Origin of the sequence: Gaiella sp. (genome assembly GCF_035558935.1) — a bacterium.
Classification (GTDB): domain Bacteria; phylum Actinomycetota; class Thermoleophilia; order Gaiellales; family Gaiellaceae; genus Gaiella.
Map to the genome: position 1 here is coordinate 1 of NZ_DATMBZ010000028.1, position 25,407 is coordinate 25,407.

Genomic DNA, 25,407 nt, shown 5'->3' on the forward strand with positions numbered 1-25,407 from the left:
CGCATCCTGCAGCCCACCTCGATGACCGCGGCGGGTCAGGGGACGGAGCGGCGCATGACGCAGTTGCCTGTGCCCTTGCTGCGGACGAACGTGAAGCCCGCCCTCTCGAAGAGGGTGCGCGTCCCGTTGTAGAGCACGGACTTCTTCTTGCCCTGCGTGTCGTGCGGGTAGCCCTCGACGACGCCACCGCCCGCCTCCGAGATCAGGTCGACGGCACCCTGCAGCGCGACGGCCGACAGCCCCTTTCGCCGGTAGCGCCTGTCCACGAAGATGCAGGTGATCCGGTAGTCGGGGACGAGGTCGAGCTCCTCCTCGTACTGCTTGCGGTGGTAGATGTTCGGCAGCTCCTCGGGGCTTCCGTACTCGCACCACGCGACCGCCTCGTCCCCGTCGTAGACGAGCGCGGCATGCGCCCGGCCCTCCTCGACGAGGCGCCGCTTGAGACTCCGGTTGTCGTCGGCGTCGAACGTCTTCTCGGAGTGCATCGTGTGGAAGTAGGTGCACCAGCAGCCCCCGAACACGCCGTTGTGCCGTTGCGCGAGCCCGGCGAACCCGTCCCAGGTGTCCGGGCTGAGCGCTCTGACGATGTACTCGCTCATCTGCTCCTCCGATCCGGCCGCCACACCCTAGTCGCGGTCGCCCGCGCTCCGACGCGTTCGAGATGCCGTCGACGGGTGTGCCAGCGCGGTGCCATCAGGCGCGCGGACGGAACGCCAGGAGCTCGGGCCCGTGGTCACGCAGCCAGTCACGCTGCCGGCGCCAGTGCGGACGGTGTCGCTCGACGAGCGCCCAGAAATGTCTCGAGTGGTTCGGCACGCGCAGGTGGCAGAGCTCGTGCACGACCACGTAGTCCAGCACCTCGGACGGCGCGAGCACGAGCCGCCAGTTGAAGGAGAGCGTGCCGCGCGAGGAGCACGAGCCCCAGAGAGTGCGTTGCCCCCCGATACGGATTCGGCGATACTCGACGCCGATGCGCGCGGCCTCCTCCGAGGCCACCGTCGAAACGAGCTGCCGGGCGGTCGACCGCGCCTGCGACTCGCTGACCGCAGCTGGGTCGAGACGGAGTCGCGGCACCTGCCGAGCCCGCTGATCTTCGATCCACGGGCGCTTCTCTGCGAGCAAGCGCTCGACGCCCGCGCGACTCGTCCCCTGAGGCACGGTAAGCCGCGGCGCCTGTCCCCACGGCACCTCCAGTCGCCATCGCCGCGCTCGCGGCGACCACCGCACCTCGACGGTCTCCACGGCGCACGAGGGTAGCGCCCGAGTCGGGCGGACCCGGTTCGGCGGCCGCGGGCCTCAGTTCTCGACGGTGACGAGAGTCCCGATCGGCGTGTACGGCCACACCTTGGCGGCGGCGGTGAGCGGGAGCTCGACGCAGCCGAGGCTCTGCGGCGTGCCGAAGCTCGCGCGGTTGAAGGCGTGGATGGCGTCCCCGTGGTTGAAGTAGCTGATCCAGCGAATGCCGGGATCGTGGTAGTGGGAGCCGTCGGGGTTGGTGCCGCTCATCGTCCCGACCGGTATGTGCTCGAAGACCGGGAAGCTGCCGAGCTGCGTGGGGGCGGCGGGCACACCGGTGTTCCCGGGCGAGCGGAGAATCGTCTGCCCGTTGTGCCAGAGGGTCAGCGACTGCGGGACGTTGCGGTGGACATAGACGTAGCTGTAGCCGTCGGTTCGCGTGCGCCCCGCGATCGTGTCGGCAAGGAGCGCGCTCCAGACCTTCGGGCCGACGAAGCCGTCCACGTCGAGGTGGTGCGTGTCCTCGAACATCATCACCGCGCCGCGGACGATCTCGTTCCAGCTTCCGGTCTGCCAGAGCGAACGCAGCTCGTGCGGCGTGTTCGCATAGCGCCACCGGAACCGTCCGGGCGGTGGCTCTGCCGCTGCGGCGAGCTCCGTGTGGGCGGTCGACGTCACGGGGTCCTCGGCCGGGCTCCAGCGAAGTGGGAGATAGCCAGCCTGCGCCAAGAGCTGCTGGAGACGCAGGATCGTCCCATGACGCACGTCCCACCCGAGCGTTCGGGTGGCGCCGCTGGGCGGGTTGGCTACACCCACCGGGTGGGGGAGGCGAACGGCCACGTGAGCACCCAGGGGATACCCGAGCCCGCGAGGACGGAACGAGAGCGTGTGCGTGTCGAGGCGGTGCCACTGCCCCGGTGTCGGCGGAGTGAGCGTCGGCAGACGCGTTCCGAAGATGGTTCGCACCGCACGGGAGAACGTGAGCGTGATCGGCCTGTCAGGTGCCAGAGTGATGCCGGCGTCGGGCTCGACGAGCGCCTGTGCGCCGCGGCGGCCCGGGAACCAGCTCAACGGAGTGGGCTTCGGCATCTGCTCCCACACACGCGGCACAGCGCCGACCGAGACGCTCCCTGCGGGCCGGGTCCCCGCCGCGACCACACCGACGTCCACCCTCGTGCGCGCTCGGGCGAAGCGGAGCATCCGCGCCTGTCCGCGCACGCGGAGGACCACTGACCGCACCGGCTTGTCGAACGTCGCGATGACAGGCTCCCCGGTGCCGACCTCGAGCCAGCGGTCACGAAGACGAGCGCTCGGCGTGCGCACCACGAGCGTGGATCGTGCGCTTCGGCCGACGAGCCAGCCTGACCAGCGCGGCCGACGAACCGTCACCTCCACGGACAGCCGCTCACCCACCGCGAGTGGCCTCTCGGGCCACAGTCGGCCCCGGCGCAGGCGAACGGGGATCGCGCTTCCATCAGGCCCACGGACGACGACGCTCGAAACACGACCCGCGTAGCCAGGCTGCACGACGTGCGCGAGCGCCTCGGTGTCCGGCTCGACACGCGGCGCGGGCCACCAGACCAGAGCAGCGCCGACCGCGAGCCCGCAGACCATCAACGTCAGTCCACACGCCCAGACGAGCATCCGAGCCGCCGACCGCCTTGGCCGATGGCGCCTGACCGGTTCGACCGTCACCCGGCCTGTCTACCACGGCGACATGAGGAACATGCGAAGCCCGGACGCCTGGTGGAGGCGCTTCGGCGCTAGGTGCGCGGCGCGTACTCGACCCTGCCGAGCGGCCAGTCCGACGCGAGCCAGCCTTGCACGGCGCGCCACAGCGGTGTGTCGAGATCGGCACGGCTTGCGCGCACCCACGACCGTGCGCGGGCATCGTGCTCACCGTCGGGGAGCGGGTAGATGTAGACGCAGCCGATCACGTCGCTGCTCTGGGGATCGAGCACCGTGTACGTGAACCCGGTGCGGCTGCGGAAGTCGTTCGCGTGGCGCTCCAGGTCGGCGCGGTTCTCGTCGAGGGTCATCTCGCGCGGCCAGCGGCTTTCGGACCAGCCGGGGGTCGAGCGAATGTGATCCATCGACGACGTCCAGGCGGCGTAGTCGCGCTCGCAGTGCTCCGGTCCAAGCGGCTCCAGCACGAACTGCGGCGTCTCGAGCCCGAGCGGTACGTCGAAATCCGGCGGAACGAACTCGGCCACACGGCGATCGTAGAGCGTTGTCGGCTCTAGGCCGTTTCGCCGCAGTAGCGGGGTACGGTGAAGAATCTGTCGATGCGGAAGATCGCACGGCACCTTCGGCTCGTTCGCGCGCGTCTCCTCGGCTGTATGACGCTCTGCCTGGTCGGTTTCGCGGTGGTCAGCGGATGCGGGTCGTCGGCGCCGACGCCCGGGCCGGCCGATCGTTCCATCGAGCAAGACCTGCTCCGTGGTGTCAGAGAGATCCGTACGACGCACGATCGAAGGACGCTTCGTGTCGAGCTGGTTCACCTACTCGCGCACCTACGGCGCCTGCACGGGACGACAGAGACCGCGCGACGCGGGAGAGAGCTCGCGCTTCAGGGGTTCGAGGCGACGCTCGAGGGAACCCAGAGTCAGCTCGACTTCGTCGAGAACGACAGCGGGGAGGTCGCCGCCGCCACGAGGGACGCGAAACGAGCCGACCACTACCTCAGGCGCGGCGCGAACCGGTTGCGCGCGGCCGGTCAGGTGTTCGGGATCCAGATCGGCGAGCTCAACGGGTACTGAGCGTGCAGCGCCAGCGCCACGTCAGGGTCGTTTGTGGACAGAGCGATCGAGGAAGTGCAAACCGAGCCCGAGCTGTCGTACGCTGGCCCGGCTGGCAATTCGAGAAGGAGGCCGCAATGGCTCTCGCACGTGTCGTCACGTTCGACGGCGTCTCCAGCGATCGCGTCGCACAGATGCAGCGCGACATGCAGGACGAGGAGCAGCCCGAAGGGCTGAACGCGACCGAGATCGTCGTGCTCCACGACCCCGACGCGGAGCGGTCGCTCGTCATCCTCTTCTTCGGCAACGAGGACGACTACCGCGCAGGCGACGAGATCCTGAACGCGATGCCCGCCGGCGACACGCCCGGCCGGCGTTCGGACGTCGCGAAGTACCAGGTCGCGTACCGGATGACGCAGTAGGCCGAGCGGTTCGCGCTAGTCGGGAACCTGGCCCGCGCGGTCGATTTCGAAGACCGTCACAGGGAGCTGGAACTCGTCGCGCACGGCATCGATCAGCCCTCGCTCCTGCCACGAGGCGTGGTCGGCTGCGCGCAGCGCGACGAGGACGTGATCCGGCCGAAACGCGCGGATCGCGTCCTCGAACGCCGTCAGCGGCGTGTCGTCCCCGGCCTGGCCCCGTGTCTGCGCGCCGGGCGCCAGCTCCCGTACGTGCCCGAGCACGGCCTCGAGCCGCTCGTCCGCCTCGTACCGCGCGCGGTCCGTGTCCGATGCGAGCCATTGAAGCCGCCCGACGAGCACGGGCGAGACGACGAGGATCTCCGCCGCGCCCTCGACGAGCTTCCGCACGTCGGGCGGGAGCTCCGCGAGGCCGGCAGCTGCCTCGCCGGCCGCAATCAGGAGGCGGGTCCCACCGGTCGACATGCGCAGATCATGCCCCACAACGGTCATCGGCGAACGTGCCACACGTTCGCAGCGCGCTCTGCGCTACGTTCCCCGCCGTGAACGAGATCGCTCCGGGCATCTGGCACTGGGCCGCGCCCCATCCGCGCATCGAGATCCGGGTCCATTCGTACTACCTCCCGGCGGAACGAACGTTGATCGACCCGATCGCGCCGCCCGACGGGCTCGACTGGTTCGCCGAGCACGGCCCACCCGAGCAGATCCTCCTGACCAACCGCCACCACTACCGCTCGAGCGGGGAGTTCGTCGAGCGCTTCGGTGCGTCCGTCGGCTGTGTCCGGGAGGGCCTGCACGAGTTCGAGCAAGGCGAACCCGTGCAGCCCTTCGACTTCGGAGACGAGCTCCCGGGGGGCATCGTCGTCCACGAGGTCGGCGCGATCTGCCCGGACGAGAGCGCGCTGTACATGCCGGCGTATCGCGCGCTCGCAGTCGCCGACGGCGCGGTGCGCTGGGAGGAGGGAGGCGCGCTCGCGTTCGTCCCCGACTTCCTGATGGACCAGCCCGAGCGGACGAAAGAGGGCCTGCGCGAGGCCTACGGACGACTGGCCGAGCTCGACTTCGACCACCTGCTGCTCGCGCACGGCGAGCCGTTCGTCGGCAGCGGGCGCGAGGTTCTCCGCGCGTTCGCCGCTTCAGCCTGAGCCGAGCCCAGCCTCCAGCGCGGCGAAGGTGCTCTCGAACGCCCGCCGGATCCCCCGCGGGAGGAGCATGCGGTCGAAGAGGCCCGCGAGCCCGGGACGCGGCTCGTACTCGACGACGAGCCCGTAGAGGAACCCGCCGTCGGCCGGATCGAAACGGCGCTCGTGAGACGCGTCCGGGAGGCCGGGCTGGGTCGACGTGTACGTGACCAGCCGGTTGGGCTCGAAGGACGTGATCGTCATCGTCAGCAGCCGCTCGCGGCCGAGCAGCCGGGTCACGAGCCGCGCCGTGTCACCGACGCCTCGCCAGCTGGAGCCGTCCTCGAGGCGGACGTATCCAGGCCAGAACCTGGGCCAGTTGCCGGTGTCGGTGACGAACGCGAAACCGCGCTCGACGGGGACGTCGAAGCGATGCGCGGCCTCGATCCGCTTCATGCGCTCATTCTCGCGCTCGTCGCCGCCTCTCGGCTCGCAGGGCGCACAAAGCCTATGCCGCTTTGCCCTGTCGGGCTTCCACCTCGGCCGCGAGTGCCCGGTTCATCTGCTCGAAGCCGAGGCGGGTCTTGGCCAACGTCCCGCGGAGCAACGGCACGAGGACGCCGCTGAAGCGCTCGCTCTGGACGAACCGGGTCCGTCCGCCGGCGAGCGGCTCGAGCAGGAATCGATGCTCGCCGTCGAAGAGCCCGGGCACGAGCAGGCGCCCGAGCCAGCGAAGCTCTCGCCCCGGCAGGGCAGCCGTCACGGTCGGCCGGAACGTCATCGCCTTTCCGCCGGGCGGCGCGACCCGCACCTCGAGCTTCGCGCCTTCGCGAAGCTCGCCGCGCAGGCTCTCGATGAACGGGTTCCACTCGGCGTAGCGCTCGGTCTCCTCGAGCGCCCGCCAGACCTCGTCGGTCGGTGCGTCGATCTCGATCTCGTGGCTCAGTTCCGTTGCCACAGGTATCTCCTTCCTCGTCATTCGTGCTGGAGGGCCTGGAGGACGTCGAGCCTCGATGCGCGGCGTGCGGGGAAGACCGCCGCCAGGACGCCAGCGACTACCGCGAGGAGCATGAACACCACGATCTGCCCCAGCGGGAGCGCGAACGCGAGGCCCTCGTCGGACAGCGCGGTCGTGATCGCGTACCCGAACAGCACGCCGACCCCGACGCCGACGAACGCCCCGAGCACCGCGGTGAGGACGCTCTCGTAACGGATCATCCGGCGCACCTGCCGGTGCGTCGTTCCGATCGCCCGCAGGAGGCCGATCTCGCGCGTCCGCTCGTAGACCGAGAGGACGAGCGTGTTGACGATCCCGAACAGCGAGATCACGACACTCATGGCGAGGAGCGCGTAGAAGATCGCGAGCAGCTGGTTGACGCTGCTCTCGACCTCGTCCTGCAGCTCGGCGTTCGACTGCACCGAGGCGACGGGGAACTTCGCGAGCGCGCTCTCGACGTCCCGCTGGACGACGCCGGTGTCGGCCCCGCCGGCCGCCTTGACGAGCATCAACCCGACGCCGGTGTTGCCCGGCTCGAGCAGCGGCCGGAGCGCCACGTCGGAGACGAGCACGGCACCGAGGACGTTCGGGTCGTCGTACGTGCCGCGGACCTCGAACGAGCCGGTATGGCCGACGCGGTTGCGGACGGTGATCGTGTCGCCGACGTCGACGCCCGCGGCCTGTGCGATGTTTCGCTCGAGGAGGGCGCCGGACGTGCCCAGGTCGGCGACCAGCGCGTCCGACCCCTCGTCCCACTCGAACGCGTACACCGATCCGAAGGTGTCGACGTCGATTCCGGCGATGAGGGATTCGGTCTTCCCGTCGATCTGCACGGGTGCGACGCCGACCGCCGAGGTGACGGCAACACCGGGCACCCCGTCGGTCGCGTCGACCACGCCCGACGGAAGCGGGGAGCCGTAGGTCTCGGCCTGAACGATCAGGTCGCCTCGCACCGACCGGTCGAGCGAGTCGTTGATGGACGCCTTGAGCCCGCTCCCGAGGATGGCCACGAACACCACGAGCCCGGTTCCGATCATCAGCGCCGCTGCAGTGACGCCGGTACGGCCGGGGTTCCGGGTCGTGTTGCCGGTCGCGAGCTTGCCCTCGCCGCCGAGACGGTGGACGACGGGAGCGAGAACCGCGACGACCGGCCGCACCAGGTACGGCATCGCGAGGGCGACGGCGACGAAGAACGTGAGCGCGGCACCTCCGAGCGTGGCGAGCCGCGTCTCGAGCGTGCCGTCGCCGGCGACCCCGAGGCCGATCATCGCCAGCGCGAGCAGGAGGAACACCGAGGCGAGGGAGACGCGCACCCAGCGACGCCCGCGGCGGGCGGTGAGCCCCTCCCTGAGCGCGGCCAGAGGCGACACACCGCGAGCGCGAAGCGCAGGCAGGAGCGCCGCGAGCAACGTGACGCCCAGCCCGACGACGACCGCCCAGACGATCGTGCGGACCTCGACGATCGTGCCGGCGGAGGGGATGCCGAAGCCGGCGCGGTCGAACACCCACATCAGCAGCGACGCGAAGCCGATGCCGCCGAGGATTCCGAGGGCGGTTGCGATCAGGCCCACGAGCAGCGCCTCGCCGAGCACCGCCAGAAGCGTCTGGCGGCCCGTGGCGCCGAGCGTTCGCAGCACGCCGAACTCGCGCGTGCGCTGAGCGACGGTGATCGAGTAGGTGTTGAAGATGATGAAGGCGCCGACGAAGACGGCGACGAACCCGAACGCGAGCAGCATGTACTTCAGAAAGCCGAGCTGCTCGGCGACGTCATCTGCCTGCCTCGCAGCGTTGACGGCACCCGTCTCGACGGTCAGGTCGGCGGGCACGCTCGCCCGCAGGCGCTCCGCAAGAGCGGCGTCGTCCATGCCGGGGTCGCCTGCGACGGTGATGCGCGTCGCCTGTCCCCGAAGATGCGACCACTCCTGCACGTCGCCGAGGGGAGCGACGACGATCGACGCGCCGCCGATCGACGAGACGTCGCCGAACTTGACGATGCCGACGATCTCGACCGGGTGAAGGCCCGTGGCGGTCGACAGCTGCAGTCGCTGACCGATCCGCAGAGCCTCGTCCTGCGCGAGCTTCTGGTTGACCGCGACCTCGCCGCTTCGGTTCGGGAGCGAGCCGGCGACGGGCGTATACGGGCTGAGCGCCGGCGGCTCGACGCTCGCGAGGATCGACGGGGCGCCGCCCTGGGCGGTGAGCTTCTCGGAGCCCTTGACGAGGAATCCCGAGGTCTCGACGACGGCGGCCGCCTCGCGGACGCCCGCCACGCGGGTGACGTCGCCGAGGACGGAGGAGTCGAACGGCACGCCGCTCTCGCCGGGGATCCCGGAGCCGAACGCCCCCGCCTTCGTGATCGAGACGTCGACGTTCCGGTTGCCCTCTTGAATGATGTTCGTGAACGCGGCGTTGATCTTGTCCGTGAGCACGAACGTGCCCGAGACCATCGCGACGCCGAGGACGACGGCAACGGCCGTCAGCGCCGAGCGGAGCTTGCGTGAGAAGAACCCGCGGAGGATGACTCGGCCCATAGCTATTCCAGTCCCTTCACGACGTCGAGGATCTCGGTGCCCTGCATCCGGTGCCGCTCGTCCCGGACGATCTCGCCGTCGCGGAGGAAGAGGACGCGATCGGCCTCGGCTGCGGCGAAGGCGTCGTGGGTGACCATGACGATCGTCTGTCCGTACTCGTCGACCGCCCGGCGCAGCAGGCGGAGCACGTCGGCGCCGGTCTTGGAATCCAGGTTGCCGGTCGGCTCGTCGCCGAACACGACCGCGGGCCGCGGGAGCAGCGCGCGTGCGATGGCGACCCGCTGCTGCTGCCCGCCCGACAGCTCGTCGGGCCGGTGGTCGAGGCGATCCTCGAGCCGCACCGCGCCGACGAGCTCATCGAGCCAGGCCTGGTCGGGCCGACGGCGCGCGATCGAGAGCGGCAGCTCGATGTTCTCGGCCGCGGTGAGGATGGGAAGCAGGTTGAAGAACTGGAAGACGAAGCCGACCTTGTCCCGGCGCAACTTCGTGAGCTCGACGTCTCCGAGACCGACGATCTCCTTGCCGTCGATCGTGACCGAGCCGCTGGTCGGTCGGTCGAGACCGGCAAGGATGTGCATCAGCGTCGACTTGCCCGAGCCGGACGGGCCCATGATCGCGGCGAACTGGCCGCGCGGGAAGTCGACGCTCACACCGCGCAGGGCGTGCACGGCCGTCTCACCCTCACCGTAGACGCGCGTCACGTCGCGCGCAGCGACGACGCTCCCGGACGTCGCCGGCTCGACGGCGGGGACGTCAGGCGTAGCGATAGCACTCAACTTGGCTCCTCCCAAATAATGGTTGCGAGCACAAGCTTATCACTAGCTGGCCGACCAGCCAGTTATCATTCCGTAATGGCCACACGCGACGCCGAGCGAACGAGGAACGCGATCCTCGACACCGCCGAGGCGATGTTCGCGCGTCAGGGGTTTGCGGAGACGAGCCTGCAGCGGATCGGGGAGGCGGCGGGGTTCGCGCGCAGCACGCCCGGATACTTCTTCCACTCGAAGCAGGAGCTCTACGACGCAGTTCTCGTGCGCGTGCTCGAGCGCGGTCGGGAGGCCATGCAGCCCGCGTTCGCAGCGGCGGCGGCCGCCGGCTCACCGGCGGAGGCGCTCGACGCGATCGTCGGCCGCCTGATCGATTTCCTCGCCGGCGACCCGAACTACGTCCTGCTGATGCAGCGTGAGGCGCTCGCCGAGCGGCCGTCCCTCTCGACGCTGCTCGGCGAAAAGGCGCTCGACGAGGCGCGACGAGCGCTGGCCGGCGCGGTCGCGGACGCCGACGTGGACCACCTCTTCCTGGAGCTGTTCTCGCTCTGCTGGTTTCCGTTCGCGCACAGCCGCACGTTCGTCGGGGCACTCGGCCTCGACGCGCACGACCCCGCCTTTCTCGCACGGCACCGGGGACGGATCGTCGACCTGTTCGCGCCGCCTGCCGGGCCCTAGCGCCTCAGCCGGGTGACGACGCGCGCGCTCCCGGCGGGACGACGACCACGGGGCACGGGGCGTCGGCGAGGATGCTCATCGAGAAGCTGCCGAGCAGCGCGGCGCGAACCGCTCCCCTGCCGCGGGAGGCCACGACGAGGAGCGTCGCGTCGAGGTCGCGCGCGAGCCCGAGGAGCGCGGCCGGCTCGCTGCCGTTGCGCACGGTCTGCGTCGCCTCGCGGGGGACGCCGAGCGCGTCGGCGACCCCGGCGAGCAGCTCTTCGGCTCGCTGCTCGTCGACCTGCGCGAGCTCTGCCCGCGCCTCCGGCACCGCTGACGCGCCGGGGATCGGACGCAACGTGTACGAGTGCACGACCTCGAGGCCGCGGCCGAGGCTTCGGTCGAGCCTCGCGGCGGCGCGAGCGGCGTCCAGGGAGGCTTCCGACCCGTCGACGCCGACGACGATCGGCCCCTCGCCCAACACGGCCGTAGGACCGACGACGAGGACCGGCGCGTTCGCGCGCCCCGCAACGGCCGCGGAGACGCTGCCGAGAAGTGCCGCTGTGAGGGGGCCGCGTCCCCGCGAGCCGACCACGATCAGTTCCGGCTCGAGCTCCTCGGCGGCCGCGAGGAGCTCCGTGACGGCGTCTCCCCGCCGACGGACGGTCACCGCGGCCGTCCCGCTGCGGGCGACCTCGGAGCGCGCCTCGGCGAGCAGCATCTCCTGTTCCGGGTCCTCGACTTCGGGCGAGCCCGCGAAGTCCGGCTCGCCGAGCGGAGGCGCCACGTTCGCGACGGCGATGTCCGCACCCGACGCCGCGAGCTGCGCAGCGACCCCGAGCGCCCGCTTCGCCGCGTCCGACCCGTCGTAGGCAACAAGCGTCCGCATGCCGTCTCCCGACAGGCTATCGGCGCGCGGCGGAGCCCCCGGCGACGCATCGTCGTCGTCCGCACCCGCCAGCAACCAGGCCGCTCGGGCGATCGTGTGGCCTGCGAGCGGGGCGGTGACCAGCACGAAGACGAAGACCAGGGCGGCGCTCGTGACGATGTCGGCGCTTCCCGTGGAGACCGAGGCGAGGAGGATCACGAGGACCGCCGGGCCGGTGACGAGCCCCGCCGCGTGGAGCTGGTCGAAGATGTCGGGCATCCGCAGGAGCCCGTACAGACCGATCGTCGCGAGGAGCAGCCCGAGCCCGAGCACGCCCGCCCCGAGCACGTCGAGCGCCGACTCGATCACGAGGGGATTCCCCGGGTCAGGTGCCTGACCGCGACGAGCGTCGCGACGAACGAGAGCAGTGCGAGCGCGAGCGCCGCGTCGAGGTAGTACGAGACGTCGCGCAGGTAGGAGAGGATCGTCAGCAGCGCGACGACGATCGACACGAGCACGTCCAGCGCCAGCACGCGGTGGAGCGTGTCGTGCGAGCGCAGGAGCACGACGCCGCCGCCGAGCACGAGCAGCGTCGCCCACGCGAGCGCGACAGCGGCGACCGCGTCGGGCACGCCGCTACCGCACCACCTTGCGCTGCCACTGCTCGTGGGTGGCGGCGTGCCTCGCCCTGACGGCGTCCGGGTCGCGCGCATCGACGAGGTGGGTGACCAGGACGTCGCGCCCGGCCTCGACGACGACCTCGTCGGGCGCCTCCCCGGTCAGCACTCCCCAGAGAGCTGTCTCGTGGCGCGAGCGGGCATCGCGGGGGATCTCGACGAATCCCGGGCCGGTGCGGTCGCCGAGGCAGAAGCGGGCGACGCGCCAGCTGCCGCGCACCATCTCGAGCGCGGTCTGCGCCGCGACGACCGCGGCTGCGACGACACGCTCGGGCCACGGAACGGCGGAGTGGGTCGGGCGACGAGGACGGAGCCCCAGCGCGACTCCGAGGCCCAGCGCGACCGCCACCAGCACGTCGCCGGGCGCCACGCTCGTGAGGACGAGGAGGTAGACGACGGCGAGGCCCGCCGCGCGCACGAGTGTGCCCCTCATCCGCCGCCCCCGGCGAGGAGCTCCGCGGCATCGTGGCTGAGCGCGAGCAGCGGCTCGGGCCAGACGCCGAGCGCGAGAACGAGCAGGGCGAGCGCCGCGACGACCGCCTGTTGCGGGATCGTGCTCCGCCGGCCCCGTCGCTCGCCGCGCCAGAAGTCGTATTGGTACGTCTGGAACGCGTAGACGAACGACAGTGCGCTGCCGAGGAAGAACAGCACGATCAGTGCAGGATCGTCCGCGACCGCCCGGAAGAGCTCGAGCTTGCCGACGAACCCCCCCGCGGGAGGTACCCCCGCGACGCTCAGCGCACCGAGCGCGAATGCCGCACCCACGACCGCTCCGCGCATCTGCGCCGTCAGGAAGAGGAGGGTCTTGTTGAGCGCGTTCACGACCGTGTAGAGGATCGCGGCGGCGAAGCCGACGGGACCGCCGACGCCGATTGCAACGAGGACGTAGCCGACCTGGCCGATCGCCGAGTAGGCGAGCATCTCGCTCGCGCTGCGGCGCGAGACGGCGAGGATCCCGCCGTACACGATCGAGGCGCCCCCGACGACGATCAGCGCGCCCGCCGCGAGGTCGAGCTCGTCCGGTAGCAGCTCCCCGCCGAACCGCAAGAGGCCGTAGGCGCCGATGTTCGCGAGGCCGCCGCTCAGGATCGCAGCCACCGCGGGGCGCGCGCCGCTGTAGACGGTCGGCAGCCAGAAATGGAACGGGAACAGCCCGAGCTTGACGGCAAAGGCGACGAAGAAGCCGACGGCGAGCAGCACAGCGGCGTTCGGATCGACGTCGTCCATCCGGGCAGCGATGCCCGACATCTCGAGGGTTCCCGTGACGTGGTACACGCCCGCGACCGATAGGAGGAAGATGAACGTCCCGAGCAGGTTGACCGTCGTGAAGACGAGCGCGGCGCCGAGCTCTCGCCTGCCGCCCCCGTAGGTGGCGAGCACGTACCCGGCCGTCATCGCCAGCTCGAAGAAGACGTAGAAGTTGAAGAGGTCGCCCGTCAGGAACACGCCCGTGAGTCCGGCGGCGAGCAACGTGACGAGGCCGGGGAACACCCGCTCGCGCACGCCGTCGAGGACCTCGTGCAGCATCGCGGCGAGCAGCGCAAGCGACGACAACAGCGCGAACAGCACGCCGAGCGCGTCGGCCCGGAGCGTGATTCCGATCCCGGCCGGCCAGTCGCCTGTCGTCACGACGACGGAACTGTCGGGCAGCACCGGCACGGCCAGTGCCACGAGCGCGCCGAGGTTCGTCGCGAGGACGCCGACGGCGAGCCACCCGACCAGCGGCCGCCGCCCGTCCAACAGCGCGAGGACGATGCCCGCGGCCCAGGGGACGAGGAGCGCCAGCGAGAGGGCGGTCATCGGGCTGCCGCCTCCTCCTCGGCGTGCTCTCGCTCGTGGAGGCGCGCGAGACGCGCGTCTCGCTCCGCCTCGCGTCCGGCGAGCTCCGCGAGCTCGGGCGACCGGTAGGCCTGGACGACGCGAAGGACCAGGACGAGGAGCAGCGCGGTGACGGCCAGCCCGATGACGATCGCCGTCAGCGCCATCGCCTGGCTGAGCGGGTCGCTCACCGAGCCCTTGGGGAGGGGGTAGATCGGCGCCGACCCACGCGCGAGCCCTGAGGCCACGAGCGTCAGCACGGCTGCCTGCGAGACGAGGACCACGCCGAAGACGACGCGGACGAGGTCGCGGTCGAGCATCAGGTAGGCGCCCGTGCCGAACAGCGCGGAGGCGGCCAGTGCGAAGACGAGGTTCACCGTCGCGGGCCCTCGACGAGCCGTGTGAGCTGGTGGATCACCTCGACGAGCGAGCCCGCGACGAGGAGGAAGACGCCGACGTCGAACGCCACCGCAGTCGTCAGCTCCAGGGCCCCGATCTCGACGACGTGCTCGCCTGGCCGTGGGAAGTGGGTGAACGGCGGATCGCCAAAGGCGACGGGGAAGAAGCCGATCGCCAGCGCGAGCAGGAGCCCCGCGGCCGCGAGGGCGGGGGCGTGCCTGAGCACGGGAAGGCCGCTCTCCGCGCGCTCGGCACCGAGCGTGACATAGCGCAGCGCAACGGCGAGGGCGACCACGACTCCCGCGCTGAACCCGTCGCCGACGTCGGCGTAGCCCTTGACGATGATCGCGGCCGCGACCATCACCGCCGGCCCGAGCAGACGTGGAGCGACGACTTCCAGGATCAGGCTCACCACGGTCTCCCGCGACTGAGCAGGCTCGCGATACCGACGACCGCGACCGCGAGGACGGTGATCTCGACCATCGTGTCGAGCCCGCGGAAGTCGGCGAGGATCACCGTCACGACGTCGCCTCCGTGTGCCCCGGGCGCCCTCTCGATGTGCTCGGCCGCCACCCCCTCTGCCGGCGTCCGGCGCGAGAGAGCGCCCCAGATCGCCGCGAACACGGATGCCCCTGCGGCCGCACCGATGATCGCGTTGCGCGCCCGCAGGCGGGGACGGCGTACGGAGGCGGACGGAAGCCGTGCGAAGACGCCGACGAAAACGAGCGTGAGAACGGTCTCGACGAGGACCGCGACGAGCGCGACGTCCGGCGCGCCCGCCATCGCGTACACGCCCGCGAGCGCGAAGCCGAGCACCGAGAGCGCCAGGACCGGGCGCAGACGGCCGCGGTCGCGCGCGGCGGTCACCGCCGCCGCCACCCCGAGCGCGAGCAGGACGACGATCGGCAGGTCGTCCGCCCCGAGGGAGCCGGCCGCGTACGAGCCGCGGGTCGGGGTCACGACGAACGCGAGAGCGATCAGCGCGGCCGCCGGCACGAGCACCGCGGCGATGCTGTTGCGCAGGTCGCGCACCTCGGTGTCGTGCGCCCAGTCGGAGAGCCGGTTCAGACCGAGGAGCGACAGGGCGTACCAGCGGCGGGGCCCCACGCGCTCCCCCGCTCGCGCGAAGGCGCGCACGAGCGGCTCGCGGAACCGAGACGCCAGCAGCACGAGTGCCCCGAGCCCCCACGCGGCGAGGGCCATCGCGTTCTCTGTGCCTGCGTCGAGGTGGTACGCCGGAGCGACGTCGAGCCCGCCCACGTGCGTGACCTCGGCCGCGTCCTCGGCCAGCCGGGCGAACGGCTCGACGACGAAGCCGCCGACCAGCGCCAGTGCGCCGAGGACCGCGATCGGCCCGAGCAAGAGCGGAGGGACGCCACCGCTCGGTCTCGCCCGGAGAGGGCCGGTGAAGAGGCCGAGCCAGAAGCGCCCGATGTAAGCGACGGTGAGCGCCGCCGCTCCCACGGCGAGCAACTGCACGAGGCGTCCGTGCTCGCCGGCGGCCTGGAAGAACAGCTCGTCCTTGAAGAAGCCGAGCGTCAGCGGGAGCGCGGCCAGCGTCGCTGCCGCGACGCCGCTCGCGACAGCGAGCGCGGGAAGGCGTCGCCCGAGCCCGCCGAGCCGGGAGAGTTGCGACTCGCCGGTCGTCACGGTCACCGCCCCTGCGGTCATGAACAAGGCGCTCTTCGCGATCGCGTGCGCGAGCACGTAGAGCGTGGCCGCGCCGGCGGCCGTCGCGCCGCCGATTCCGTAGAGCGTCACGACGTAGCCGTACTGGGAGATCGTCGAGTGGGCGAGGATCTGCTTCAGCTCGTCCTGCGCGAGCGCGAGCACGCCGCCGACCGCGATCGACACGAGCCCGACGACGAGCAGCCCGTCGAGCACGAGGTCGCTCTTCACGAGCAGCGGATGGACACGGCCGAGCACGAGGACGCCGGCGGCGACCATCGCCGCCGAATGCAGGTAGGCGGAGACGGGCGTCGGCGCGGCCATCGCGCGCGGAAGCCAGAAGTGCAGGGGCACCTGGGCGCTCTTCGCGAGCGCGGCGACGGCGATCAGTACGCCGGCGACGGTGGTCGTCGTCCCGGTCTCGGCGCGCTCGAAGAGCTCGGGAAGGGAGAAGGTGCCGTAGGCGTCGTAGAGGAGGACCGCGGCGATGAGCAACGCCACCGCACTGACACCGGTGACGAGCAGGGCCATCAGGGCGGCACCGCGCGCGTCCCGGTCCCGGTCGAAGCCGATCAGGAAGTAGGACGCCACGGCAGTCAGGTCGAAGAACACGAAGAGCAGCACGAGGTCGCGGGCGCACGCGAGGCCGACCATCGAGCCCATGAAGACGACCATCCAGGGCCAGAACCGCCAGGCGTCGTGCGCCGGACGCCCGACGTGCTCGAGGTGCCACGGCAGGTAGCCGGCGCCATAGGCGAACACGAGCGCGCCGATGCCGGTGGCGAGGAGCGAGTAGAGCGCGGCGAGCCCGTCGAACGCGAGGTCGATGCGGAGCCCGAGCGTGGGGGCCCAGGCGAGCTCGACCGAACCGCCTCCCGCCAGCCACCCCGCCAGGCACGCCACGAACGCCGCCGCCGCGCTCGCCACCGCCGACCAGGCGAGCACGTCGGCGCGTCCGCGACTCACGCGGTGGAGATTACGTAGACGACGAACGCCGCATAGAGCGCCGCCCACAGCGCGATCGCAGGAGCGCTGAAGCGGCGCCGCACCTGCAGCGTCACGATCGCGACGAGCCCACCGGCGAGCGCCAGGCAGCCGGCGAGGATCGAGTAGGTGTCGAGCTCCCACGAGGTGAACGCCAGGCCGACCGCCATCGGCAGGGTCGACTGGAACACCAGCGCGCCGGTGATGTTGCCGAGCGCAAGCGAGTCCTTGCCCTCCCGAACCCAGAAGAAGCTGTTCGCCTTCTCGGGCAACTCGGTCGCGAACGGTGCGAGCACGAGTGACAGCACGAGCGGCTCGAGGCCGACGCTGTCGGCGACGTGCAGCACCTGCTCGACGAAGATGTGCGCACCGCCGACGATCGCTCCGAGCGCGACGAGGAGCTGAAGGACGACGAGGCCCATGGTCGGCGGGTCGCCACGGGTCGCGTCGAGGACGAGCGGCCGCAGCTCCTCCGCCTCCTCGACGTCGCCGCTGTGCCGGAGTGTCCAGCGCGCGTAGACGGCGTACGCCACGACAAGCAGGACCGCCGCAGGAATCTGGACCGCGGGAGGCGCGCCGAGCCCGAGCAGGAGACCGACGAGGAAGCAGCCCATGAAGAAGGCGAGGTCGCGCTCGAGCGTCGGGAAGTGCACGTCCAGGTGCAGCCCCGTCTCGCGACGACGGCGGTAGAGCACCGCCCCGAGCCCCACGAGTGCCATTGCAATCGTCGCCAGGAGCAGCGGCGCGCCGATGATCGCCCCGACCGCGACGTCCTCGGATCCCTCGCCGCCCTCGATGATGGCGACGATCGGGATCAGCGACTCCGGCAGCGCCGTCGCCACGGCGGCGAGGAGGCTGCCGACAGCCCCCTGCCCGAGCCCGACCATGCTGCCGAACCACTCGATCGCGTTCGTGAACAGCAGCGCGCCGGCGAGCAGGATGGCGAAGCTCGCCGGCAGGAGGACGGCGGAGCTCACGGCGCCGAGGACGAGCCGGGGATGCCCGTCGTCGTCGAGGGCCGGATCTCGCCCGCCGCCGCTTCCACGGGGGCATCCTGCCCGTCCGCGCCGCTCCGTGAAACCTCTACCGGCGATGCGAGGCGAAGCGCCCGGCGCTAGGCGGCTCCACCGAGCTCACGCGGAGCGCTGACGGAATCTCTCGGGCGGCTCCTCGCCGATCGCGGGCGGCCCGTGCGCGACCTCGTTCACGCCAGCTTCCGGTGACGTAGCGCATCGAGACCCGGCAGAGCTCCTCGAGCCTCACGGCGACTCGCCTACCTTCCGGGCTGCAGCTCGCTCACGCGGACGACGCCCTCCGAGATCCCGCGCATGGCGACGTACGGCTGGAGGAGCGGGTTGACGAACCGGTAGCGCGCCGCTCCTCCTCCTCCGCTCGACCTCTGGAGCACGGCGCCCCGCGACTCGCTCGACAGCTCCTCGAGGTGCCGAGCGAACGCGCTCGTCCTGGACGGCTTGTGGAGGATCTTGCTCAGCGGCTCTCGCACGTCCGAGGAGACGAAGAAGCCGAACTCGTCTTCCTCCGCGAGGGCGCACGCGAGCAGCACCTGCGGATAGATGGTGCCCGGCCTGCCGGTGACGGCCTCGCGATACGCCTCGACGATGCTCTGCTGCGCGCGGTCGATCGCACGCGTCACCGCTGCGTCGACGTCACGAACCCCGATGTCGGCGCGTCGCTCGGCGAGAGCGGCCTGCGCGGCCAGTTGCGTGAGGAGGTGCGTGTAGTGCGGCAATCCCTGCGAGAGGGCGGTGATTCTGGCGACCGCTGCGCGGGTGATCGTCATCCGCGCCGCCGTGACGCCGTTCGTCGCGATCTCGGCCAGCTCGGAGGCCGACATACGCGGCATCTGGATCTGGACGAGCGCTCGCTCGACAGAGCGGTGCTCGCGGATCAGCTCCCCGACGCTGTCCGCGACGCCGATTAGGACGAGCGTCGACGACACGACCCGGTCCGAGAGCGCCTTGATCGTGTCGGCGAAGAGCACGCGCCCGTCCGCGTCCTGGAAGCGGTCGAACTCGTCGAAGACGATCGCGACCGGGCGCTGGCGGCTGGCCTGCTTGAGGGCGCCCTGGACCGCGTGCGGCGTGACCTCCGACGCCAGAAGCTTCGAGAGAGGCTCCGTCGTCTGGTCGACGTGCTCACCGAAGCCGAGCGCCTGTTTCGCGGTCGTGAGACCGATCTCGCCGAGCGCCTTCCGCCACACGCTCGAGAAGTCGTCGCTCGCGTCGCAGGTCGCCCAGGCGCACAGGACGTCCGCCGCCCCCAGCAGCTCCGCGGCGACCAGTCCGAGCGACGTCTTCCCGACGCCGCGCTCGCCGTAGACGATCGCGTGCTGACCTGGCTGGGAGACGATCGAGAAGAGCTCGGCGATCTGCTCGGCGCGCCCGGCGAAGAGCTCTCGCCGATCGATCGGGGCCGCGGGGCGGAAGGCCTCGGCGACCAGCCGCACCCGGTCCAGGAAGTCGGTCTCGTCCATTCCCGCGCTGCTCACGGCGAGCCTAACGCCAATGGCTCGCCCGCGCGACACGCCGGGACGACGCGCCGTGGTGCCATATCCCGAACGTTCGGTCAGTGCGCGCGGGCGATCCGCCAGGCAGCGCGCAGTCCGAGCCCGGACCCGCCGTGCAGGAGCCCGAGCGCGTACACGCGGCCGGCGAAGCGCACGAGCGCGTAGATCGCGGCGAGGACGAGCACGGCGGCGAGGAGGTGCTGCCAGAGCGGCACCCCGACCAGCGCGCTGCGAGCGGGAAGGACGAGCGGCGCCGTCAGCGGGAAGACGGTCAGCACGCTCGCGAGAAGGCCTTCCGGGTCGCTCGCGAGCGCGACGTAGCCTGCGAAGTAGACGGCGAGCAGCGCGTACGTCACCGGTTGCCCGGCGGTCTCGGCATTCTGCTGGCTCGAGGCGAGCGCGCCCGCGACCGCGTACGCGACGGCGTAGAGCGCGAACCCGAGGACGAACCACGGGATCACGAGCGCGATGTCGACGCCGAGCCCGGCCGGCGCATCGAAGACTCCCGCAACCAGCATCCCGGCCGCGAGCCCGGCGATGAGCGCCAGCTGCGCGAAGCCGAGCAAGCCGATCCCGATCACCTTGCCGGCGAGCAGGTCGCGCGGCCGGACCGCAGAGAGAATCACCTCGACGACGCGGTTGTTCTTCTCCTCCACGACACCGCTGATCACCCACTGGCCGTAGAAGGCGAGCGACATGAACAGGAGGAGCGAACCGGCATACGCGACGAGAACCGCCGCGTCGCCGGGCTCGTGCTCGGGCGGATGCAGCGTCGCCGTCGTCAGCGCGGGCGTCGGCGGCAGCTCGTTGCGCAGCGCCCGGACCGCCGCGTCGGCGACGGCGGCCGCCTTCACGTCGACGTTCTGCCGAAAGACGAGCTTGTCGGCGGAGAGCAGGAGCAGTGCGTCCACCCCCTTTTCTTCGAGGAGCCGGCGCCCTGCGGCGGCCGACTCGACCGTCCGGAGACGGACCTTCGCGTCGTCGAACGGCTGGGCAGCTCGCTCGAGGGCACCAGCGAGGCCGGTCGGCGCCGGCGCCGTGACGGCGACGCGGTACGTCTCGTGCGGATCGACGAGCCGCACGAGGAGGGCCGATACGCCGAGGAGGGCGAGGATCAGGACGGTCGAGGCGATGAACGCCTTGCTGCGAAGCCGTTCGCGGATCTCGCGCGACGCGACGAGCGTGGTGGCGCGCCGTCCGTTCATCGCGCTACCAGCTCGAGAAAGAGCTCGTCGAGGGTGGGCGGCCCGTAGCGGAACTCGACGACCGACGCCACGCGCTCGGCCGCCGCGAGGACGTGCTTCGGATCGACGTCTCGCCCGACCGCCAGCCGGAGGGTGCCGTTCCGGCGCGCGAGGAGCTGCACCCCGGCGACGTCGGGAAGCCAGTCCGACGGCGCGCCTTCCAGCTGCAGCGCGATCCGGCGCCGGGCCGAGGCGCGTCTCAGGGCATCGAGCTCACCCTCGGCCACGATCGAGCCGTGGTCGATGATCACGACCTCCTCGCAGATCTCCTCGACGAGGTCGAGCTGGTGGCTCGAGAAGAGAACGGCGGCGCCGCGTGCCGCCTCGTCGCGGAGCACGTCGGCAAGCGTTCGCACGGCGACGGGGTCGAGGCCGGCGAAGGGCTCGTCGAGGACGAGCAGGTCCGGGGTGTGCACGAGCGCCGCGGCGAGCTGCGCACGCTGCTGGTTGCCGTGCGAGAGCTCCTCGACCTTTGCATCGGCGCGGTCGGCGAGCCCGAGCCGTTGCAACCAGTCGAACGCCGCGGCGCGCGCCGTGTCCGCCTCCAGTCCATGCAGCCGGCCGAAGTAGGCAAGCTGCTCGGCGACCCGCATGCGCGGATAGAGGCCGCGCTCCTCCGGCATGTAGCCGAACCGCAGCCGCTCCTCCTCGCCGACCGGGCGACCGTCCCAGAGCACGTCTCCCCCGTCGAGCTCGACGAGCCCGAAGATCCCGCGCATCGCCGTCGTCTTCCCCGCGCCGTTCGGCCCCAGGAAGCCGAGCATCCGGCCGCGCTCGAGCGAGAACGAGCAACCGGCAAGCGCCTCAATCGGCCCGAACCGCTTGCGGACGCCCTCGATGCCGAGCATCGCTACGTCACATCGCGGCGCGCGACGAGGGCCGCGCCCGCGGCGAGGAACACCACGGCATATGCGGCGAGGACGAGGCCGCCCAGCGCCGGGGCGAGCAGGTAGTCGGCGAAGCCCGCCGTGAGGGAGTCGCTGGCCGCCACCGGCGTGAAGCGGCCGACGTCCGGCTCGAGGGCGCGGAGGAGGTTCTCGACGAAGAAGGCCCAGACGATCACGCCGATCACGGCGAACACCTGGTTCGTGACCACGGCGCCCACGCCGACGCCGAGTGCGGCCCACAGCGCCGTCATCAGAAGCGTGCCGAGCACGAGCAGCACCACGTGGCCGGTGTCGAGGGCGAAGTCGATTCCGCGGATCCGCAGAATGGCATAGCCGAGGCCGAGGGACAGTCCGATCGCGACGATCCCGAACAGGATTCCCATCAGCAGGCTCGCGATCACCTTCGCCGCGATCACGCGGGTGCGGTCCGGCGTGACGAGGAAGGTGGAGCGAATCGTTCCATGCCGGAACTCGCTCGTGATCGCCATCACGCCGATCAGCGAGGCGAAGAGCGCGCCGGAGGTGCCCGCCGACAGGAGTGTGTGCTGGTCGTCGTGGCGGGCAAGCTCGGCCGCTCCGAGGACGAAGCCGTTGATCAGCACCGCCAGCAGCGTCAGGCCGACCATCCCGGCGAGGAGGCCGAGATTGGTGCGCGTCGAGCGCATCTTGCGGAGCTCGCTGAGGAGCTGGTCGATCACGACGCATCCTCGGCGGTCAGCTCGAGGAAGGCATCCTCGAGAGTCGACGACTGCGGGACGAGCTCGTGCAAGGGCACGCCGGCCCGGAAGGCGATCTCACCGACACGGGCGCTCGGCGCCGCGTCGACGAGGAGCTCAGCGCCGTCCAACAGCGTCGAGCGGATGCCCTCCGCCTCCAGCGCGGCCTGCAGGCGGTCGATGCCGGGTGCGCGCACATGGACGCCGCCTGTCAGCCGAGCGGTCAGCTCCGCGAGCGACGAGAACGTCACGAGCCTTCCCTTGTTGATGATCAGGACCTGGTCGACGGTCTGCGCGACCTCGGCAAGCACGTGGCTCGAGACGAAGACCGTCTTCCCCTCTCCCGCGAAGCCGCGCAGGAAGTCGCGCAGCCAGCGCACGCCCTCGGGATCGAGGCCGTTTGCCGGCTCGTCCAGGATCAGGAGCTCGGGATCGCCGAGCAGCGCGCCGGCGAGGCCGAGGCGCTGCCGCATCCCGAGCGAATAGCTCCCCACGCGACGATGCGCCGCGCCGGTCAGCTCGACGAGCTCGAGCACCGAGTCGACCCGCGTCCTCGCCGCCCGCTCGCGACCGCGGAACGAGCCCTCGTCGCCGCGGGCGCCGCCGAGCGCGAGAGCGAGCGCGAACAGGTGGTCGCGTCCCGAGCGGCCCGGATGGAAGTCCGCGGCTTCGAGCACGGCTCCCACCCGCTCCGCGGGGCGGCGGAGCTCCTCGTAGCGGCCGCCGAGGACGAGCGCACGGCCCTCCGTCGGGTGGACGAGGTGGAGCAGCATCCGCAGGGTCGTCGTCTTCCCGGCTCCGTTCGGGCCGAGGAAGCCGGTCACGGTGCCGCGCTCGAGCGCGAAGCTCAGGTCGTCGACGGCCAGTACCTCGCCGAAGCGTTTCGTGAGGTGCTCGGCACACACCACGGCGCCGCCGTCGACGGACGTCCCGGCCCGCGCTGGCTCAACCGACGTTCGAGACGTCGTCTGTGCGTGGAGCTCCTTCTCTCGGTGTGCAGGCGCCGGCTGCGGGCGCGTCATCCTGATCACATCCCGCCGTGAGTCTCCCGCGCACCGTGCCCCGCAGCATCGGGGAGTGCACCGATCGCCGATGCGTGGAATGCGCGGAGGCGAGACGCCGCGGACGGCCTCAGGCGTGTACGCGTCGGGCGAGCGCGGCCAGCTCGCGGTTGAAGCGATCGGGCGCCTCGATGTGCGGCGCGTGGCCGACGCCGTCGTACCACGACGCTTCGGCCGTCGCGCAGGTGGCGAGCAGGTGCTCCGCCATCGCCGGGAGCACGACCGAATCCTCGCGACCATGCGTGAGGAGCAGGGGGACGCCGAGACCGCGCAGGACGTCGTCGCCATGGATCTCGCGGGCTGCGAGGTTGGCCCGGATCGCGGCCGGCACGACGATGTTCCAGCAGATCGCCGCCTCCACGTCCTCGTCCGACACGGGCGCCACGAGGCACGTGCGGACGAACGAACGCATCGCGCGTAGGCTCGTCGGCAGGTCGTCACTCGTGGCGTCGACGAAGTGGTCGAGGAAGCCGGGACCGATGAACGTGCCGAACGCCGACTCTCCGAGCTCGGTGACGCCCTCCACGAACTCGATCGCGGCGATCCGCGCCTCGCCGTGCGCGCGGAGGTAGTCGCAGATGACGAAGGCGCCGTACGACCAGCCGACCAGCACCGGGCGGACGAGGCCCAGCTCGCCGAGGACCGCCGCGAGGTCGTCCGCCCAGAGCGCGGCGTCCGTGTAGTGCTCGCGGCCGAGCGGCGCCCCCGACATGCCGTGGCCGCGCAGGTCGAACGCGACGAGCCGGAACTCCCGTGCGAGCGCGCTCTCGACCTGCTTCGCCCAGCAGAGGTGGTTCTGCGACCAGCCGTGCACGAGCACGATCGGCGTCCCGTCCTCCGGCCCCCACTCGCGCACGTGCAGCCCGAGGCCTCCCCCGCCTCGCACCGTGTGTGCCTTCGTCCGAGCCGTCGATACCCGCGCGTCGCGCGCAATCGTCGTCATCTCCTGGCCTCCTCCCGTTCGCCTCGACGAACGATGGTGGCCGGGGGCGGGCCGGAGCGCATCGGGCGGAGGTCCTTATCTTCCGCGCCGGGCCTCCCTATCTCGTGGCGGGTCGCTGCGCGATACTGACCGGGAGGTGGCTCGCGCGCGCGAGGTGTTCGTGGGACGGAGTCGCGAGCTCGAGGAGCTCGAGCGCGCGCTCGACGCGACGCGCGCCGGAAGCGGTGCGACGGTCCTCGCCGCCGGGGAGGCCGGAATCGGGAAGACTCGCCTCGCCTCCGAGCTGGTTCGACGGGCGCGCGACACCGGTTTCGAGGTTCTCGTCGGGCGCTCGATCGATCTCGTCGGCACCGAGCTTCCGTACCAGCCGTTCGTCGAGGCGCTGCGCCCGCTCGGAATGCCCTGGGAGGTCGACCCCCAGGCGTCCGGGTCGCAGCTGCGCGTGTTCGAGGAGACCCTTGCGCTCCTCACCGAGCGTGCGGCTTCCACACCGCTGCTGCTCCTGCTCGAAGACCTCCACTGGGCCGACACCTCGACGCTCGATCTCGTCGTCTTCCTCGCGCACAACCTGCACGACCGGCCGGTTCTCCTGCTCACGACCTACCGCGCCGACGACACGGCCTCGAGCGAGCGGATGCGACGGCTGGCCGACCGCGTCCAGCGCTCCGGCTCGACGCTCCACGTCCAGCTCGGCCCGCTCGAGCGCGACGAGCTTGCCGAGCTGCTCGCGGCTCACGCCGACCGTCCCCTGTCGGCGGCGCTGACGGATGCGATCGTCGCGCGCTCCGAGGGAAACCCGTTCCTCGCCGAAGAGCTGCTTGCGGCGGCGAACGAACAACGCGTGGAGCTTCCCCCGGTCTTGCGAGACGTCCTCCTCGAGCGCGTCGTCCGCCTCGACCACACGACGCAGGACGTGCTCCGTCTGGCGTCCGCGGCGGGACGCGATGTCGGCTATCAGCTGCTTCGCGCGACGGTGGAGCTGCCGGACGGCGAGTTGCGCGACTCGCTCCGCGCCGCGGTGGAGGCCGGCGTCCTCGTCGCCGAGCCGTCGACGAGCGGCTTTCGGTTCCGCCACGCGCTGCTGGCGGAGGCGATCTACGCCACGGTCCTCCCCGGCGAGCGCGAGCAGCTGCATGCGCGGCTCGCCGA

Annotated in this window: 28 protein-coding genes; 5 read left to right on the forward strand and 23 right to left on the reverse strand. The window is 71.3% G+C overall.

What is annotated here, in order from left to right; translation table 11 throughout:
• Positions 1-35: 35 nt before the first annotated feature.
• The 4 genes from VNM44_RS02950 to VNM44_RS02965 all read right to left on the reverse strand — a co-directional run bounded on the left by VNM44_RS02950 (position 36) and on the right by VNM44_RS02965 (position 3,449).
• Entirely contained in the window at positions 36-599 is a 564-nt protein-coding gene (locus VNM44_RS02950) for a hypothetical protein (RefSeq protein ID WP_325622437.1), read from the reverse strand.
• 94 nt (positions 600-693) lie between these two features.
• Positions 694-1,242, reverse strand: coding sequence for a M48 family metallopeptidase (locus VNM44_RS02955; protein WP_325622439.1), 549 nt, complete (start codon positions 1,240-1,242; stop codon positions 694-696).
• A gap of 54 nt (positions 1,243-1,296) precedes the next feature.
• Entirely contained in the window at positions 1,297-2,880 is a 1,584-nt protein-coding gene (locus tag VNM44_RS02960) for a L,D-transpeptidase (protein WP_325622441.1), read from the reverse strand.
• A gap of 119 nt (positions 2,881-2,999) precedes the next feature.
• The gene (locus VNM44_RS02965) at positions 3,000-3,449 is read right to left on the reverse strand and encodes a GNAT family protein (RefSeq protein WP_325622443.1); all 450 of its coding nucleotides are present in this window, start codon (positions 3,447-3,449) and stop codon (positions 3,000-3,002) included.
• A 72-nt stretch (positions 3,450-3,521) separates the two neighbouring features.
• Between VNM44_RS02965 and VNM44_RS02970 the strand changes: the two genes are divergently transcribed.
• Together VNM44_RS02970 and VNM44_RS02975 are read left to right on the forward strand one after the other, a co-directional pair.
• Entirely contained in the window at positions 3,522-3,995 is a 474-nt protein-coding gene (locus tag VNM44_RS02970; protein WP_325622445.1) for a hypothetical protein, read from the forward strand.
• A gap of 116 nt (positions 3,996-4,111) precedes the next feature.
• Positions 4,112-4,396, forward strand: a complete 285-nt coding sequence (locus tag VNM44_RS02975; RefSeq protein WP_325622447.1) for a hypothetical protein — start codon at positions 4,112-4,114, stop codon at positions 4,394-4,396.
• A gap of 15 nt (positions 4,397-4,411) precedes the next feature.
• Here the strand turns inward: VNM44_RS02975 and VNM44_RS02980 are convergent, their stop codons facing one another.
• Positions 4,412-4,858: a hypothetical protein gene (locus tag VNM44_RS02980; protein WP_325622449.1), complete on the reverse strand. Its 447-nt coding sequence runs from the start codon at positions 4,856-4,858 to the stop codon at positions 4,412-4,414.
• Positions 4,859-4,935: 77 nt separating this feature from the next.
• Between VNM44_RS02980 and VNM44_RS02985 the strand changes: the two genes are divergently transcribed.
• Complete coding sequence (locus VNM44_RS02985) at positions 4,936-5,538, forward strand: hypothetical protein (RefSeq protein ID WP_325622451.1); 603 nt, start codon at positions 4,936-4,938, stop codon at positions 5,536-5,538.
• Here the strand turns inward: VNM44_RS02985 and VNM44_RS02990 are convergent.
• Genes VNM44_RS02990 through VNM44_RS03005 form a run of 4 tightly spaced genes read right to left on the reverse strand, consistent with a single transcriptional unit; the run spans position 5,530 to position 9,809 of the window.
• Entirely contained in the window at positions 5,530-5,970 is a 441-nt protein-coding gene (locus VNM44_RS02990) for an SRPBCC family protein (protein WP_325622453.1), read from the reverse strand. The genes VNM44_RS02985 and VNM44_RS02990 overlap by 9 nt on opposite strands.
• Before the next feature lie 52 nt (positions 5,971-6,022).
• A complete protein-coding gene (locus tag VNM44_RS02995) occupies positions 6,023-6,472 on the reverse strand; it encodes an SRPBCC domain-containing protein (RefSeq protein WP_325622455.1) in 450 nt (149 codons plus the stop codon).
• A gap of 17 nt (positions 6,473-6,489) precedes the next feature.
• Positions 6,490-9,042 (reverse strand): ABC transporter permease, encoded by a 2,553-nt coding sequence (locus tag VNM44_RS03000; RefSeq protein WP_325622457.1) that lies wholly within the window; start codon positions 9,040-9,042, stop codon positions 6,490-6,492.
• 2 nt (positions 9,043-9,044) lie between these two features.
• The gene (locus VNM44_RS03005; RefSeq protein WP_349258002.1) at positions 9,045-9,809 is read right to left on the reverse strand and encodes an ABC transporter ATP-binding protein; all 765 of its coding nucleotides are present in this window, start codon (positions 9,807-9,809) and stop codon (positions 9,045-9,047) included.
• 84 nt (positions 9,810-9,893) lie between these two features.
• Here VNM44_RS03005 and VNM44_RS03010 point away from each other — a divergent pair, with 84 nt between their 5' ends.
• The gene (locus VNM44_RS03010; protein WP_325622461.1) at positions 9,894-10,487 is read left to right on the forward strand and encodes a TetR/AcrR family transcriptional regulator; all 594 of its coding nucleotides are present in this window, start codon (positions 9,894-9,896) and stop codon (positions 10,485-10,487) included.
• 4 nt (positions 10,488-10,491) lie between these two features.
• Here the strand turns inward: VNM44_RS03010 and VNM44_RS03015 are convergent, their stop codons facing one another.
• The 14 genes from VNM44_RS03015 to VNM44_RS03080 form a co-directional block, all read right to left on the reverse strand.
• Entirely contained in the window at positions 10,492-11,703 is a 1,212-nt protein-coding gene (locus tag VNM44_RS03015) for a universal stress protein (protein WP_325622463.1), read from the reverse strand.
• Positions 11,700-11,966 (reverse strand): monovalent cation/H+ antiporter complex subunit F, encoded by a 267-nt coding sequence (locus tag VNM44_RS03020; protein ID WP_325622465.1) that lies wholly within the window; start codon positions 11,964-11,966, stop codon positions 11,700-11,702. The genes VNM44_RS03015 and VNM44_RS03020 overlap by 4 nt, the downstream gene beginning before the upstream one ends.
• 4 nt (positions 11,967-11,970) lie before the next feature.
• Entirely contained in the window at positions 11,971-12,444 is a 474-nt protein-coding gene (locus VNM44_RS03025; RefSeq protein ID WP_325622467.1) for a Na+/H+ antiporter subunit E, read from the reverse strand.
• Entirely contained in the window at positions 12,441-13,811 is a 1,371-nt protein-coding gene (locus tag VNM44_RS03030) for a complex I subunit 5 family protein (protein ID WP_325622469.1), read from the reverse strand. Before VNM44_RS03030 ends, VNM44_RS03025 begins: the two co-directional genes overlap by 4 nt.
• Entirely contained in the window at positions 13,808-14,206 is a 399-nt protein-coding gene (locus VNM44_RS03035; RefSeq protein ID WP_325622471.1) for an NADH-quinone oxidoreductase subunit K, read from the reverse strand. Before VNM44_RS03035 ends, VNM44_RS03030 begins: the two co-directional genes overlap by 4 nt.
• A complete protein-coding gene (locus tag VNM44_RS03040) occupies positions 14,203-14,640 on the reverse strand; it encodes an MnhB domain-containing protein (protein ID WP_325622473.1) in 438 nt (145 codons plus the stop codon). Before VNM44_RS03040 ends, VNM44_RS03035 begins: the two co-directional genes overlap by 4 nt.
• Positions 14,637-16,862 (reverse strand): hydrogen gas-evolving membrane-bound hydrogenase subunit E, encoded by a 2,226-nt coding sequence (gene mbhE, locus VNM44_RS03045; RefSeq protein WP_325622475.1) that lies wholly within the window; start codon positions 16,860-16,862, stop codon positions 14,637-14,639. Before mbhE ends, VNM44_RS03040 begins: the two co-directional genes overlap by 4 nt.
• Positions 16,859-17,857 carry a hypothetical protein gene (locus tag VNM44_RS03050; RefSeq protein ID WP_325622477.1) on the reverse strand — a complete coding sequence of 333 codons (999 nt, stop codon included), beginning with the start codon at positions 17,855-17,857 and terminating at the stop codon, positions 16,859-16,861. The genes mbhE and VNM44_RS03050 overlap by 4 nt, the downstream gene beginning before the upstream one ends.
• Before the next feature lie 296 nt (positions 17,858-18,153).
• Positions 18,154-19,389 (reverse strand): ATP-binding protein, encoded by a 1,236-nt coding sequence (locus tag VNM44_RS03055; RefSeq protein ID WP_325622479.1) that lies wholly within the window; start codon positions 19,387-19,389, stop codon positions 18,154-18,156.
• Positions 19,390-19,466: 77 nt separating this feature from the next.
• Positions 19,467-20,612 carry an ABC transporter permease gene (locus tag VNM44_RS03060; protein ID WP_325622481.1) on the reverse strand — a complete coding sequence of 382 codons (1,146 nt, stop codon included), beginning with the start codon at positions 20,610-20,612 and terminating at the stop codon, positions 19,467-19,469.
• Positions 20,609-21,499 (reverse strand): ATP-binding cassette domain-containing protein, encoded by an 891-nt coding sequence (locus VNM44_RS03065; protein WP_325622483.1) that lies wholly within the window; start codon positions 21,497-21,499, stop codon positions 20,609-20,611. Before VNM44_RS03065 ends, VNM44_RS03060 begins: the two co-directional genes overlap by 4 nt.
• A 2-nt stretch (positions 21,500-21,501) precedes the next feature.
• Complete coding sequence (locus tag VNM44_RS03070) at positions 21,502-22,236, reverse strand: hypothetical protein (protein ID WP_325622485.1); 735 nt, start codon at positions 22,234-22,236, stop codon at positions 21,502-21,504.
• On the reverse strand, positions 22,233-23,159 hold the full coding sequence (locus VNM44_RS03075) for an ABC transporter ATP-binding protein (RefSeq protein ID WP_325622487.1): 927 nt from the start codon (positions 23,157-23,159) through the stop codon (positions 22,233-22,235). The genes VNM44_RS03070 and VNM44_RS03075 overlap by 4 nt, the downstream gene beginning before the upstream one ends.
• A 226-nt stretch (positions 23,160-23,385) precedes the next feature.
• Positions 23,386-24,258, reverse strand: coding sequence for an alpha/beta hydrolase (locus VNM44_RS03080; protein ID WP_325622489.1), 873 nt, complete (start codon positions 24,256-24,258; stop codon positions 23,386-23,388).
• Between the two features lie 136 nt (positions 24,259-24,394).
• On the opposite strand from VNM44_RS03080, the gene VNM44_RS03085 reads away from it, so the two are divergent.
• The coding region (locus VNM44_RS03085; protein ID WP_325622491.1) for an ATP-binding protein at positions 24,395-25,407 on the forward strand (1,013 nt) is incomplete at its 3' end.